Source organism: Bacillus sp. LM 4-2 (assembly GCF_000978495.1).
Taxonomy (GTDB): domain Bacteria; phylum Bacillota; class Bacilli; order Bacillales; family Bacillaceae; genus Bacillus; species Bacillus subtilis.
Genome location: NZ_CP011101.1, coordinates 1085731 through 1099847 on the forward strand (window position 1 = coordinate 1085731; position 14117 = coordinate 1099847).

General features: G+C 45.3%; 16 protein-coding genes and 1 pseudogene. 5 read left to right on the forward strand and 12 right to left on the reverse strand.

Annotated elements, in window-relative coordinates:
* Positions 1–20: 20 nt before the first annotated feature.
* From phoE to bslm_RS05510, 7 genes and pseudogenes are all read right to left on the reverse strand, one after another.
* Positions 21–602: a phosphatase PhoE gene (gene phoE / locus bslm_RS05485; protein WP_003233157.1), complete on the reverse strand. Its 582-nt coding sequence runs from the start codon at positions 600–602 to the stop codon at positions 21–23.
* Between the two features lie 70 nt (positions 603–672).
* A complete protein-coding gene (locus tag bslm_RS05490) occupies positions 673–1767 on the reverse strand; it encodes an acetyl-CoA C-acyltransferase (protein ID WP_046380905.1) in 1095 nt (364 codons plus the stop codon).
* Positions 1764–3203 (reverse strand): acyl-CoA synthetase, encoded by a 1440-nt coding sequence (locus tag bslm_RS05495; protein ID WP_038428743.1) that lies wholly within the window; start codon positions 3201–3203, stop codon positions 1764–1766. Before bslm_RS05495 ends, bslm_RS05490 begins: the two co-directional genes overlap by 4 nt.
* Before the next feature lie 6 nt (positions 3204–3209).
* Entirely contained in the window at positions 3210–3770 is a 561-nt protein-coding gene (locus tag bslm_RS05500; protein ID WP_052124598.1) for a biotin transporter BioY, read from the reverse strand.
* Positions 3771–3904: 134 nt separating this feature from the next.
* The gene (locus bslm_RS21850; protein ID WP_326255844.1) at positions 3905–4420 is read right to left on the reverse strand and encodes a methyl-accepting chemotaxis protein; all 516 of its coding nucleotides are present in this window, start codon (positions 4418–4420) and stop codon (positions 3905–3907) included.
* Between the two features lie 240 nt (positions 4421–4660).
* Positions 4661–5287: pseudogene (locus bslm_RS21855) on the reverse strand (protoglobin domain-containing protein); the annotation flags it as partial.
* A gap of 54 nt (positions 5288–5341) precedes the next feature.
* Complete coding sequence (locus tag bslm_RS05510; protein WP_038428744.1) at positions 5342–6871, reverse strand: FAD-dependent oxidoreductase; 1530 nt, start codon at positions 6869–6871, stop codon at positions 5342–5344.
* 111 nt (positions 6872–6982) lie between these two features.
* On the opposite strand from bslm_RS05510, the gene bslm_RS05515 reads away from it, so the two are divergent.
* Positions 6983–7840, forward strand: a complete 858-nt coding sequence (locus bslm_RS05515) for an SDR family oxidoreductase (protein ID WP_003245662.1) — start codon at positions 6983–6985, stop codon at positions 7838–7840.
* A gap of 27 nt (positions 7841–7867) precedes the next feature.
* Here bslm_RS05515 and bslm_RS05520 read toward each other — a convergent pair whose 3' ends face one another.
* Positions 7868–8101: an IDEAL domain-containing protein gene (locus bslm_RS05520; RefSeq protein ID WP_003233142.1), complete on the reverse strand. Its 234-nt coding sequence runs from the start codon at positions 8099–8101 to the stop codon at positions 7868–7870.
* Between the two features lie 292 nt (positions 8102–8393).
* Between bslm_RS05520 and comK the strand changes: the two genes are divergently transcribed.
* Complete coding sequence (comK, locus tag bslm_RS05525; protein ID WP_003245329.1) at positions 8394–8972, forward strand: competence transcription factor ComK; 579 nt, start codon at positions 8394–8396, stop codon at positions 8970–8972.
* Between the two features lie 46 nt (positions 8973–9018).
* Here comK and bslm_RS05530 read toward each other — a convergent pair whose 3' ends face one another.
* Positions 9019–9918 (reverse strand): SDR family oxidoreductase, encoded by a 900-nt coding sequence (locus bslm_RS05530; protein ID WP_003245421.1) that lies wholly within the window; start codon positions 9916–9918, stop codon positions 9019–9021.
* A 215-nt stretch (positions 9919–10133) separates the two neighbouring features.
* On the opposite strand from bslm_RS05530, the gene bslm_RS05535 reads away from it, so the two are divergent.
* Complete coding sequence (locus bslm_RS05535; RefSeq protein ID WP_003233136.1) at positions 10134–10403, forward strand: excalibur calcium-binding domain-containing protein; 270 nt, start codon at positions 10134–10136, stop codon at positions 10401–10403.
* Between the two features lie 42 nt (positions 10404–10445).
* Here bslm_RS05535 and bslm_RS05540 read toward each other — a convergent pair whose 3' ends face one another.
* From bslm_RS05540 to bslm_RS05550, 3 genes are all read right to left on the reverse strand, one after another.
* Positions 10446–11915 carry a sodium:solute symporter family protein gene (locus bslm_RS05540; RefSeq protein WP_046380906.1) on the reverse strand — a complete coding sequence of 490 codons (1470 nt, stop codon included), beginning with the start codon at positions 11913–11915 and terminating at the stop codon, positions 10446–10448.
* A complete protein-coding gene (locus bslm_RS05545; RefSeq protein ID WP_003224377.1) occupies positions 11912–12112 on the reverse strand; it encodes a DUF3311 domain-containing protein in 201 nt (66 codons plus the stop codon). The genes bslm_RS05540 and bslm_RS05545 overlap by 4 nt, the downstream gene beginning before the upstream one ends.
* A gap of 198 nt (positions 12113–12310) precedes the next feature.
* Positions 12311–12682, reverse strand: a complete 372-nt coding sequence (locus bslm_RS05550; RefSeq protein WP_014476361.1) for a YhjD family protein — start codon at positions 12680–12682, stop codon at positions 12311–12313.
* Between the two features lie 151 nt (positions 12683–12833).
* Between bslm_RS05550 and bslm_RS05555 the strand changes: the two genes are divergently transcribed.
* Positions 12834–13457: a TVP38/TMEM64 family protein gene (locus tag bslm_RS05555; protein ID WP_046380907.1), complete on the forward strand. Its 624-nt coding sequence runs from the start codon at positions 12834–12836 to the stop codon at positions 13455–13457.
* Between the two features lies 1 nt (position 13458).
* Positions 13459–13965: a signal peptidase I gene (lepB, locus tag bslm_RS05560; protein ID WP_003233128.1), complete on the forward strand. Its 507-nt coding sequence runs from the start codon at positions 13459–13461 to the stop codon at positions 13963–13965.
* Positions 13966–14117 lie beyond the last annotated feature (152 nt).

Genomic DNA, 14117 nt, shown 5'->3' on the forward strand with positions numbered 1-14117 from the left:
GGCGAACGCCTGTCTTTTTCTTATTTGATAAAGCCGGATAAGTGGCTGTTAATATTATAGTCTTTTATCCGCCATTTTTCTTCTGCAAATTCAATGTTGCTGAGGCAGGCGTTGACGAGACGGGTGCTTTGAAGCTCCGGGTCACCGCCGGATATTTCCGTCAGCAGGGCGTGAATTGCCGCACCGTGCGCCACGATCAGCACCTTCTTGTTTGGATACGCCTGGTTCACTTTTGCCAAACCGCCCATCAGCCTGTCAGTGAGTTCTTCTAAGGTTTCCATATTCGGATAGATGTTATCTGGATAGCGCTTTGTCCGTTCCTCCAGCGGCATGCCCTCCGCGTCGCCGTAATCGCGTTCCTTAAAATCATCCATCTCGACTATCGGAAGATGCAGATATTCATTAATAATTTCCGCGGTTCTTTTCGCTCTTTTCAGCGGGCTCGTCACAATAATATCCCAAGAAAAGTCCTTTACATATTCTCCGGTTTCTCTTGCTTGGCGTTCACCTGTTGCGTTTAGCGGAATATCGGTTTTGCCTTGGCATTTTTGCTGCAGGTTCCAATCGGTTTCTCCATGTCTTACTAAACAAACGGCTGTCATAAAATCCCCTTCCTGACTTTATTCATATCACTATTATACTAAATCGAAAGCGTGCATCCTATGAAAAAGCCTATGCAAGAACTTCAAATAATAAAGCCAGTCCGATTCCGCCGCCGCTTCCGATGGCTGCAACAGCATATTGACAGTCTGTCCGTCTTTTCGCTTCATAAAACAATCTGGTTACCAGAGCTGCACCTGATGCACCGTATGGATGGCCAAGCGCTAATGCGCCGCCGCGCACATTGATTTTTGAAAGGGGAATGCCGAGTTCTTGCGAGCAGACACAAATTTTGACGGCAAAGGCTTCATTGATTTCAAATAAACCGATATCCTCAGGTGTTACATCGTGTGTATGTAAGAGGTTACGGATCGCATCAACCGGTGCCGCGGGCGGATAGTTGGGGTGAATGCCGCTGACAGCGCTGCCGATAAACCGAAGCACAGGCTTAAGTCCGAGGGCTACCGCTTTTTCTTCTTCCATTACCAAAAGAGCCGCTGCTCCGTCTGCTATGCCGCTGCTGTTGGCTGCTGTGACTGTTCCGGAGCTGGTGTCGAAAACCGGCTTTGCACGGGGAATAATCGCTTCTATTGGCCGCGTTTTCAAAAATGCTTCGTCCATCTCCAATTCCCCAAGAGCAACAATTTCTTCACGGTAAAATCCTTCATCATGCGCGTTCCTGCTGCGTTGATGGCTGAGAAGCGCGTACTCATCCTGCATGCTTCTGCTGATGGAATAGCGTGCAGCCGTATATTCTGCCGCAATGCCCATGTCTGGATCGCCGATGGCATCTGGAGAAAAGCGGGCCCGTTCTGAAAAAGGGGATTGGCTGCTGCTTTCTGAGCCGCCCGCGATATACATCGTGCCGGCTCCCACTTGAATAAGGCTGCAGGCATAGCGCACAGCTTCAAGGCCTGAGCCGCACTGTCTGTCAATTGTCATTCCGGGAACCGATAAAGGCAGTCCGGCTTGAAGGGCTGACAGTCTGGCGAGGTTGCCGCCTCTGCCGGTAGCGTTTCCGAGAATGACCTCGTCAACTTGATCCTCTAGCTTTTGGCTGAGACAGCGGATGATGGGAGCTGACAAATCCTCCGGCAGGAAGGGCTTCAGCAGTCCGTTTTGATTTCCAAAGATCGTTCGTTTTGCATCAACAATAACCGCATTCATTTATACTGTATACTCTCTTCCAGCCATTTTTTCACTCTGGAACGGGCAATTTTTCCGCTGCTCGTTTCCGGCAAGCTGTCTGCAAACACCCATTTTTTCGGGATTTTGTAGGAGGCTAATTTCTGTTTACACAAGGCTTTCAGTGTTCTGGCATTAGCGTTTCCATGAATGACAGCTACAGCGATTTCTCCCCAATACTCGTCGGGAATGCCAACGACAGCCGCGCTTTCAACCTCTGGGCAGGCGAGAAGCACACGTTCAATTTCTTCTGGGAAAATATTTAATCCTCCGTACACGATCATCCCGTTTTCTCTTCCTGATATGTATAGAAAGCCCTCTTCATCAACATAGCCCATATCATCCACTGTTATCCATTCATCTGGTGTGCTGCCGTTCACATAGCCGGAAAACCGCATCGGGCTTTTGACAAATATTTTTCCGACTTCCCCTGGCTGACAGCGTTCTCCTCCAGCGTTGCGGATTTCGATCCGGGCATTATGAAAAGGGCGGCCCGCTGAATGAGGCTTCCGTTTGCTGTCTTCCGGTGAAGAAAACGTAACAAAACTTAGCTCTGATGTGCCGTAAAAATCGTACAGCTTGAGATGAGGCCATGCAGCGGCAAGCTTCTCCTTGGATTCTGCCGGCCAGTCTGCGCCGGATGAAATGATTTTGACGGGACTGTCGGGAAAACCCTCAATCCTTGTGAGGGCGTCTGTCATCGTCGGTACGGTATAGAGAACACTGATGGATTCACGGCTCAGCCATTCCTTCGTTTTGGCAGGAGAAAACTTTTTCAGCAAACAAACGGTTCCTCCGAGAAACAAGGTGCTGACAGCCCCATATAGGAAGTGAGAGGACATTAACGCTCCGGGAATCAGAACCTTATCATCTGATGAAATCGAAAAATCTGTTTCCGTACAGGTAAAGCTCTCCATCCATGAGCGGTGAGATCGCGTAAAGGCCTTCGGTTTTCCTGTCGAGCCCGACGTAAATCCCATATAAAAAGGGTGCTCCGGATCAATGGTAGGCAAGGGATCAGCGGCTGCCTCAGAAATATCTGCCATACAGTTATCCAGCAATACAACAGGTGTCTGGCTATCTGTCAGTTTGTTTTTGAAAAAGGCTAAAGTAACCACAAGATCCGCATTGCTTATGGACAGCCGCTCCTTACATTCTGCCGCGCTCCAGCGTGTGTCGATGGGAATTGCCGTACATCCAGCCGCTGCGGCTCCGGCAAACAGCTGTAAAAACGCCAGACTATTTGGGAGCAGGATCGCCACACGATTCGGCATGCTCGGCTGTGACCGCAGCCAATTTGCGGTTTGAAAGACAAGCCGATCCCAATCTTGGTACGTGATTTGCTCCGATTCAGTCTGGATCGCTACACGGCCGGGCGATGTTTCGGCGGTAGATGAATAGGTATGGGTAATTGTCATGTAGTGTCATCCTCCTTTTGTAAACATCGTATCAGAAAGAGACAAGGCTTGAGTGATTTTTATCGCCAGAAATGCAGATACAGCCGCTTTTATCAAATCACCAGGCACATATGCAAGGCTCATGAAGGCGGCCTGTGACAAATCAATATGCATGATAAAAGCTTGTACCGGTATACCAAGCAGATAAATAAAGATGATGCCGAATACGATATGAGTGAAAAAGAGACGCAATACTGTCACCTTCCGCAGCCTGTTAGCGGCTAAACTGATCAGCCATGAAGCGAGGGGATAAGCAATCAAAAAGCTTGCGCTCGGTCCGAAAAACACACCAAAACCGCCTCGTCCGCCGGGCAACAGCGGCGCTCCGAAGGCGACGAGCAGCAAAAAGACAAGCTGGCTTAAGAAAGCAGACTTTGGCCTGAGAATGCTGCCTGCCAACATGACACCAAGCGTTTGCAATGTAATCGGAACGGGTGTAAAGGATAAGAAGAGAGGGGGCATAAAGCCGAGCACTGCCATCAGCGCGGTGAAAATCGCAATATGCATCATGTCGATTAATTTCAGCATGTGAAATCCTCCAAACAGTAATCAAATATGGTTATACAATAAATGCAGGCAATTATTATGTCAACTGATTTTTAATTTAAGTTTACATAATGAACGCAAAAAAACCGGCCGTATGGCAGACCGGTTTTTGATGGTTATTCTTCTGTCAGGATGACAAGCGAATCAACGGAAGCGGCCACATGGGAAACGGCGCGGCTGACTTCCTGAAGCCCTCCAAGAAAGGCTTGCAGATCGACGTCGATTTTGCCTGATTGCTCTTTGCTGATTTTCATGCTGTGGACGATTTCATCGAATAAGCGGTTAATTTGCGTCATTTTTTCTTTACTTTCGCTGACTAGCTCATTCACGTCTTTGATATGCTTGGATACAATGTTGATTTGTGTATTCGTATTGTTCACAAGCTCAGAAACAGTAGAGACGGTTTTTTTCGTATCCTCAGAAAGCTTCCGCACTTCATTTGCCACGACAGCAAAGCCTTTGCCGTGTTCTCCGGCGCGGGCGGATTCAATAGATGCATTGAGCGAGAGAAGGTTTGTTTGTTCAGCTATGCCTGTGACGATGCCGAAGATTTTTTCAATTTGCTGCGCGATTTCATCCAGCTTGACCATTTCTTTTTCGATTTGGACAAGGCTTGTGTCAATTTTGTTCATCTGTTTTTGCTGGACTTCTAGCTCTTTTTTTCCGCCGATCGACTTTTCTTCAACAGTGCTGGATGTTACAGTGCCGGCTTTGGATGCTTGAGAAATGCCTTCAGATTTGTCCACAAGCTCTTGAACTGATCTGCTTGTTTCTGAAAACAGATTGGCAATCGATCCAGAGGTTTCTTGAATTTTCTGATGAAGAAGGTTTTTCTTTTCTTCTTGTTCATCACGGGTCTGGTTGTACTCGCTTTGAAACGCTTCAAGGACAAGCTGCTGTTCTAAGTTCAAGATTTTTGTTGTTGCTTTAATGGCTTTTAGCAGTTCTTGCTGATTTGTAATTGACGCTTCATAAATGTCAATCATTGACAAAAGAAGCTCTTGAAACGCACCCATATACCATTTTGGCAAAAGGCCGATTCTTAAATGGATGGAGGCGATTCGGTTACGCTTTTCAATAAATTCATCATCGATAACGCCTGCAAACATTTCCTGAATATGCCGTTTTAACGTTTGTTTTAAGCGGTCAACTGAGCTGTGATCATTAATGATATCCATCAATGAGCTTTCATGGTCAAGGTTTTTATAAAACGCATCAACGATATTTACGATATTTTCTTGAATGAGTGGCTGAAGCTGCTCTAACACGTAAAGCTCAGCATCTCCCAACCTGACCATTTTGAGCTGTTTTTTGACATCTGCATGTTTGTTTGTGAGCTGAATGCGGTTTTTTTGCTGTCCGTTTGAATCTGAAAAGTAAGCTGTTTCTTGTTTTCTGTCTTTTTTAAATAACAATACAATGATCCCCCTTGGGAAAAATATAATTTTTACTTTTTGGCTTTTTAAGCCTTTTTCTTTTTTATCGGCCAAGAGAAACATGAATGAAGCTGCAGATGAAAAATATTTGAAAAACCGTTCATTAAAATGAACGGTTTAATCGAGATCTATTTGTTTTAATGGTTTAATGGCCGGACCCTCTACAACTTCGCCAGATGGCTTAAAGCGTGATCCGTGGCACGGACAATCCCACGTATGCTCACTGTCGTTCCACTCGACCTCGCAGCCTAAATGGGTACAAGTCGTATCAACGAGATGGAGGCAGCCTGTCTCATCCCGAAATGCTCCCGCTCGCCTGCCGTTTATGGAGACGGCTTTCCCTTCTCCTGGCGAAATGTCTTCAAATTGGACATCAGGCTTTTCAAGCTTTCCTTTAATCAAATGCTTGGCGACATCGGCATTGTAGGAAATCACTTTCTGCAACCCGGGATTCAGATGGAAACGGGACGGAGTGAAAATGCTTTCGTATGGATTGTCTTTTTTCTCCACAAGGTCTGACAATAGAGTGGCTGCGACTGCTGAGGACGTCATGCCCCATTTTTTGAACCCGGTCGCTACTAGAATATTGTCCTCATTTTCCGACATCGGTCCGATAAACGGGATTTTGTCGATCGTCACTAGATCTTGTGTGGACCAATAATATGGAATGCTTTCGATGCCGATGGTGCTTTCGGCCAGTTGTCTCAGTGTTTCATAATGTGTAGACATGGCTTTTCCCTGGCCTGTTTTATGGCTTACTCCGCTGAAGAGAATCAGCTTTTCACCGTTTACAACCGTATAGCGGAGCGCCACTGACGGCTGATCGATACTCAAATACATGCCCTCGGGATACTCGATCTTCGGCTTGATGGCAAGGACATAAGATCTGTCGGAGTACATTCTCGCAGCATATAATCCGCCTCCGTCATAAAAAGGGAAGTGGGAACAGCATATGATAAAGCGGCTCTTAATGGCGTGCCGGCTTTTTGTTACCACTTCGGGCCTTTCGCCTTTTTTGATATCAAGCGCAACGGTCTCTTCATAAATTCGGCTGCCTTTTTGAACAATTTGCTCCAGAAGCGCTTTTAAGTATTGAAGCGGATGAAATTGAGCTTGATTCTTCATGACAAGCGCCAGCTTAGAACCTAAGGGAATTGGAAGATCCTTGATAAGGTCTCTTTCAATTCCGAGCTTTGTGTATGCCTCATGCTCGGTGCGGATTTTTTGAACAGCGTTTTCATTTGCCGTATAAAGATATGCGTCTTGCTCGATCCATTCACAATCAATTTGATGTTCATCCACAATGCCTTTTATGTAATCAATTGCGTTTTGGTTTGCTTCATAATAAAGCCTCGCATGGTTTAATCCGAAATGGCGGATAAATTCGTCGTATATCATGTCATGCTGTGCGGTAACTTTAGCAGTTGTATGCGCAGTGGTTCCGTTAAGAACCTGATTTGCTTCAATCAAAACGACACGGAAGCCTCTCTTCGTAAGTTCATATGCCGTTGTGATTCCTGTAATCCCGCCTCCGATAATGGTGACGTCACATTCAGTGTCCTCTTGAAGCGCAGGAAAAGAAGGCAGGTCAGTTGATGTTTTCCAGTATGTTTCAGGTGCTTCCTTTGCAAAATGTTGATTAGCCAAGCGGTTATACCTCCAATCAGATTTATTCTTAATTTTTCCATATTCTATCTTTTCATACATAGGAAGCAGGCATTGTTCATAACATAATAAGGTTGAAAAGGAGTGATTTCATTGGCGAATCAAAAAAAGAAAACATTACCGCCTCAGCACCAGAACCAGCAGCCTGGTTTTGAATATCTGATGGACCCGCGTCCGGTTTTTGATAAGCCGAAGAAAGCGAAAAAATTAGAGGGCAAAACCGCTATTATTACTGGAGGAGACAGCGGGATTGGACGCGCTGTTTCGGTGTTATTCGCAAAAGAAGGGGCTAATGTGGTCATTGTGTATTTGAATGAACATCAGGACGCCGAAGAAACAAAGCAGTATGTAGAAAAGGAAGGGGTAAAATGCCTGCTGATTGCAGGAGATGTCGGGGATGAAGCGTTTTGCAATGATGTGGTCGGGCAGGCAAGCCAAGTGTTTCCATCCATTGATATATTGGTTAACAATGCAGCTGAGCAGCATGTCCAGCCCAGCATTGAAAAAATCACCAGCCACCAGCTGATCAGAACCTTCCAAACAAACATTTTTTCCATGTTTTACTTAACAAAGGCAGTGCTGCCTCATTTAAAGAAAGGGAGCTCTATTATTAATACCGCTTCAATTACCGCCTATAAAGGCAATAAAACGCTGATCGATTATTCAGCGACAAAAGGCGCGATCGTTACGTTTACAAGGTCCCTTTCCCAATCGCTTGTTCAGCAGGGCATACGGGTCAATGCAGTGGCACCGGGTCCCATTTGGACACCGCTTATCCCGGCCAGCTTTGCCGCAAAAGACGTGGAAGTGTTTGGTTCAGACGTGCCGATGGAACGCCCGGGACAGCCGGTCGAAGTGGCGCCAAGCTATCTATACCTTGCCAGCGACGATTCCACATACGTCACAGGACAGACGATTCACGTCAATGGCGGAACCATTGTGAACGGATAATAAAAAGCCAATCCTTGAAGGATTGGCTTATTCGCTCTGCTTGAGCGCTGCATATTCTTTAGAGAGCGTAAGAAACGCATCTTTATCTTTTTCGTCCAAGGCTTTGTTAATTTGGTCCGTCAGCATGGCAAGCCGACGGTTATACAAGGATTCATCGAGCACCATTTGAATGTAAATATCCGTCATTGTGACATCGAATTCTTTTGTTTTTTGCGTGTTGCGGGACTTCATGAGCTCAGTGTACGATTTTTTCTCTTTCATAAAGAATCCCCCCAATGCCTTTTTTATAGTATATGGATAACGGTCGAAAAAATCAATAAATTTTTATAATTTTTAGACAACTAATACTTGGCAATCTATCGACATATCCTGCAAAATGCCGTAAACCGGCAAGTCTTATGAAAGTAAAATCGGTTTATTACTAGTCATTTAGTACCATTAAATATCATTAAAAGATGATTTTATCTTAAATGTTAAAAAAACCTGTCGTTTTACAAAAACAGATGATAGATTATTAGTATAAATTTTGCAGAAAAAGGATGGAGGCCATAATATGAGTCAGAAAACAGACGCACCTTTAGAATCGTATGAAGTGAACGGCGCAACAATTGCAGTGCTGCCAGAAGAAATAGACGGCAAAATCTGTTCCAAAATTATTGAAAAAGATTGCGTGTTTTATGTCAACATGAAGCCGCTGCAAATTGTCGACAGAAGCTGCCGATTTTTTGGATCAAGCTATGCGGGAAGAAAAGCAGGAACTTATGAAGTGACAAAAATTTCACACAAGCCGCCGATCATGGTGGACCCTTCGAACCAAATCTTTTTATTCCCTACACTTTCTTCGACAAGACCCCAATGCGGCTGGATTTCCCATGTGCATGTAAAAGAATTCAAAGCGACTGAATTCGACGATACGGAAGTGACGTTTTCCAATGGGAAAACGATGGAGCTGCCGATCTCTTATAATTCGTTCGAGAACCAGGTATACCGAACAGCGTGGCTCAGAACCAAATTCCAAGACAGAATCGACCACCGCGTGCCGAAAAGACAGGAATTTATGCTGTACCCGAAAGAAGAGCGGACGAAGATGATTTATGATTTTATTTTGCGTGAGCTCGGGGAACGGTATTAGAAAAATAGGAAGGAGCTGACCGAACAGGGCAGCTCCTTTCATAAAGCTATGCCGTCGGAATTCCTCCGGTGATGCCATATACCTGAGATGTCACATAGCTTGAATTCTCTGAAGCTAGAAATACATAAACATCAGCCAATTCTACTGGCTGCCCAGCGCGATTTAATGGGGCTGGCGGCGTGCCTTGTCCGAATTTCGGGATGTTTTCCGTCGGCTGTCCGCCGGAAATTTGCAGCGGTGTCCAAATTGGTCCGGGCGCAACTGAATTTACTCTGATGCCTTTGGAAGCAAGCTGTTTTCCCAGTCCAACGGTAAAGCCGATAATGGCGTTTTTCGTTGCTGCGTAATCTAACAGCATCGGGCTTGGATTATAGCCTTCAACTGAGGTAGTTGTGATAATTGAAGCTCCCTCCGGCAAATACGGAAGCGCCGCTTTTACAACCCAGTAAAGGGAAAAGACGTTCACTTCAAATGTTTTATAGATTTGTTCAGTAGGCAGATCTTCGATGTTTTCGACCGCTTGCTGTTTGCCTGCAACGAGTGCTAGCACATCAAGTCCGCCGAGTTCGTGATGTGACTGTTTGACTAGATCTTGGCAAAAGGATTCGTCGCTCAAGTCTCCGGGGATCAGCACTGCTTTTCGGCCTTCTGCTTCAATCAGCTCTTTTACCTCTTCAGCATCTGGTTGTTCCTCGGGCAAGTAGTTAATGGCCACATCGGCACCTTCTCTGGCGTAAGCAATTGCGGCAGCGCGGCCGATACCGGAATCGCCGCCCGTGACAAGCGCTTTTCGACCCGTTAGTTTACCTGATCCTTTGTAGCTTTTTTCTCCGCAATCAGGGACAGGCTTCATGTTCTTTTGCAGGCCTGGCGGTTCTTGATATTGTTCGGGAAATTCATCATGAAAAAATGCTTTTATAGGATTCGTAAGATTTGAATCAGACATCAGCAACGCTCCTTTTCTGTTTGGTGTACATTCGTATGTGTACCCCTGAGCATAAGCAGAAAACATGTTTTGGCAGTTTGAATAGTGAAGGAAAAAGAAAACAAGAAAAAACAAAGCCTTCTTCCATATTTATCTTGTCAAATAAGACTATATGAATTATGATAAATTCGAGCTATAAATCAACTAAATATTGGGTATTGGGAGAGTGAATCGTCATGAAAAAAGCGGCGGCGGTTTTGCTGTCACTCGGTCTCGTTTTCGGTTTTTCATACGGAGCTGGCCATGTGGCGGAAGCCAAAACAAAGGTGAAGGTCTATAAGAACTGCAAGGAGCTAAACAAAGTATACAAAGGCGGAGTGGCCCGCACATCGAAGGTGAAAAACAAAGGCGGAAAAACGAAGTACAAGCCTTACGTTTCTAAGGCGCTTTACGATGCCAATAAAAACAAAGACCGCGATAAAGATCTTATCGCCTGTGAACGGTAAATAAGAAAAAGCAATCTGGTGTCCAGATTGCTTTTTTTATGCTTAGGCCGCCTGATCGGCCGCAGCACTTTTCGCCTTCCTTGTCATAAGGCTGACTGCCATCATGACCGTGATATTCAAAAGCAGGGCGACGATGCCGACATTCAAGTCTTTTGCGGCTTGCGGCAGAGCCGGAAATAAAGTGCCGATCGTCGTTTCCGTCATTGTAATATAAGTAACTGCTCCGACACCTGCAATAATGCCGGCGAAGGCTCCTTGCTTTGTCACCATATTATGCTTGAACAGGCTGAACAAAAGGGCGGGGAATAGCTGTGTGACAAGGCTATAGCCCATCAAAAGCAACGTAACGATGGTATTCCCGCCTTTGAAGGTAAAATACACCGAAATCAACGCAATCACCGGCACTAAAAACTTAGCAAGAGCCGATACCTGTTGTTCTGTCGTGCGGGGCGCAATTACCTTGTACACATTTTTTGCAAACAGCGTGGAGGCGGACATTAAGATCATAGACCCTGGCACAAGTGCTGTCAGCAGTCCGGCAGCACCGATAATTCCGACAAACCAAGGGTCAAATGCTTGCAGAGACAGTTTCAAAAGCGATAGATCCCCGTCTGCGCCTTTCAGATGTGGAACTTGCAGGATAGCCGCAAAGCCAACGAAAAGGACGAAGAGCAGGACCAGCTGGTACAAAGGCATGATGATGGCGTTTTTACGAAACACTTTTGGGTTTTCGGCTGAATACGAGGCGGAAAACGTGTGAGGCCACATGTAAAACCCGAGCGCTGTCAAGAGTACGGTTGAACTGAACCAGGCCACACTTTGTCCCGATTCGGGGAGCGTAAGAAAGCCAGGCTTTGCCGTTTCAATCTGCTGAAACATGTCTTGAAATCCGCCGTAGTAATGAATTGGCAAATACACACCTAAAAACAGAACGACAACCAGAATCATGATGTCCTTCACAACCGATATCCAGGCAGACCCGTGAATGCCTGAAACCATAACATAAACCGTGATGGAAACAGCGCCGATCCAGATGGCAGCGGTCGGGGTGATTTTGCCGTACGAGGTTTCCGATACAATCAGCCCGAGGCCTTTCAGCTGCAGTACAAGATAGGGAATGAGTGCGGCGATGCCGACCAGTGAAACGAGAATGCCAAGCAGCGGACTGTTGTATTTTTTTGTGAAAAAATCAGACTGCGACATTAGTTTATGCTGTTTCGCGTACGTCCAAACTGCTGGAAGAAGCCAGTAAGAAAGGATGTAGGCCAGACATCCGTAGGCGATGATATAAAAGGCTGGACCGCCCTTTCCGTAGGCCCAGCCGCTGCCGCCGAGAAACGTAAAAGTAGTATAAATTTCGCCTGCCATCAAAAGGAAGACGAAAACAGTTCCGAAGCCGCGCCCTCCGACCGTCCACTGCTCCAGGTTCATGTCTTTTCCTTTTTGGGCGCGTATACCGAGAAAAATACTCAAGAGCAGGACACCGAAAATGATGATGAGAGCTGCATTCATTCTGCTTCCTCCTTTTTATTTTCCTTGTCGAGGACATACACAATCGCCATCAGCGCAGAGGTCAAAAGAGCCCACATCACAATATAGGCAAGAATAAACGGCATGCCGAACACGTAGGGGGTCACCTTATTTGCAAAAGGGATGCCGAGTAAGATACCGATAAAGGGCAAAGCGGCAAGAACGTGAATCAGTTTCATAGAATCCTCCTTCTATTTAGGATTGGGGTGTACAAGCCCAAGCGTACTGAAAATGATGTCGCAGATATGGCAGCACATGTCACTTTTTAGGGTGAAAGGCTGTGGTTCGAATTATAAATAAATTTATTTTGTTTGTATAGTGTGAATTGTCTGAAATTAATGCTCTGAATCGCCCGAAGAGGGAACGGGCAGTATGATTCAAAAGGCTCGGAGTCTGTCCGGGGCAAATAGATAGTATGTTAATAATTCGCTGACCTGCTCACGGATTCGCGGATTAAAATAGCGATGGTTTTCTTCATAACCGTCGATGACAAATGTATAGAGCGTAAAGGCTTCATCGCGTTCCGTCTCGCGGATTGCAATTTTTCTTTTCCTCAGTTCTTTTCTGACCTCCATCAAATCCTTTTGTGCTATTTTTAATGATTCGCTGATAAGCTGTTTATAAGGATGCTTCAATTTTAATGTGCTTTCTTCAATTCCGGCGAGATCACGGTTAAAAATCGTAATGGCCATGGGCAAAAAGAGAGCCCGTTCAATTAAATCGTATATTTCCTCCTGCAGATTTGGCATGTTGACTCCTTCTTTCTAAGGGAACGTTTGTTCTATTTGTATTCTATATCGGCTGGTGAAATGTTTCAAGACAGAAAAAATCACCAAAACTTTTTAGTTTTCTGCTGATAATGTGTAGAATAAGGATAGACAAACCCGGTAAGGAGTATAAATGTTGGAGCATTTTTTATCCTATTTGACACAAGAACATTTAACTGAATTATTTCAAAGCTATAGGGCTTTCGGTCCGCTCATAGCTGTGCTGCTGCCTTTAATTGAAGCATTTCTCCCGTTTTTGCCGCTGATCGTGTTTGTGGTGGCGAATACGAACTCGTTTGGCTTGTGGGAAGGATTCATCCTGTCTTGGGCGGGATCAACTGCTGGTTCCATTCTCGTATTTTTGATTGTCCGTCAATACGGACAGAGAAAATTGCTTGGATTTATCCGCAGTCATCCGTCTGTCAGAAAGCTGATGTTTTGGGTGGAAAGACACGGCTTCGGTCCCATGTTTCTTCTGCTTTGTTTTCCATTTACACCGTCAGCCGCGGTGAATGTTGTTGCAGGTTTGTCAAGGATCGGAACGCGGCCGTTTATTTTGGCGGCAGCCTCGGGGAAGCTTGTCATGATTTTTATGATCAGCTTCATCGGATATGATCTGCACGCGCTGATTACACAGCCGATTCGAACGGTCATCGCCGTATTGGTGATCACTGTCTTATGGTATGTCGGCAAAAAGGTGGAGCGGTATCTGCATGTAAGAGCCAGTCAGCGTGAGCATGATGGAGGGAGACAGTAACATGAAAAAACGGTTTTGGTTTCTTGCCGGTGTAGTGTCCGTTGTTCTCGCCATTCAGGTTAAAAATGCTGTCTTTATTGATTACAAGGTAGAAGGCGTCAGTATGAACCCGACCTTCCAGGAAGGAAACGAATTGTTGGTCAATAAATTTTCGCATCGATTTAAAACCATCCATCGTTTTGACATCGTCCTTTTTAAAGGCCCTGATCATAAAGTGCTGATTAAACGGGTAATCGGCTTGCCCGGTGAAACGATCAAATATAAAGATGATCAGCTGTATGTGAACGGAAAGCAGGTTGCTGAGCCATTTTTGAAGCATTTGAAATCTGTTTCTGCCGGCAGCCATGTAACGGGTGATTTTTCTTTGAAAGATGTGACGGGAACAAGCAAGGTGCCGAAAGGAAAATATTTTGTCGTTGGAGATAATCGCATATACAGCTTCGACAGCCGGCATTTTGGTCCGATAAGAGAAAAAAATATTGTCGGTGTGATTTCTGATGCCGAATAAAAAGACGCTAATTGAAGAGGCGTCTTTTTGTATGCCGTTTGGAAAAATGTGTTGAAGAAAAATTTGTAAGGATCTATAATCAAAATTGTTACGTGTGTAACAATATTCGTATACTTTTTGATTGGAGGTCCATTTTTATTGGGTTTTGTTCG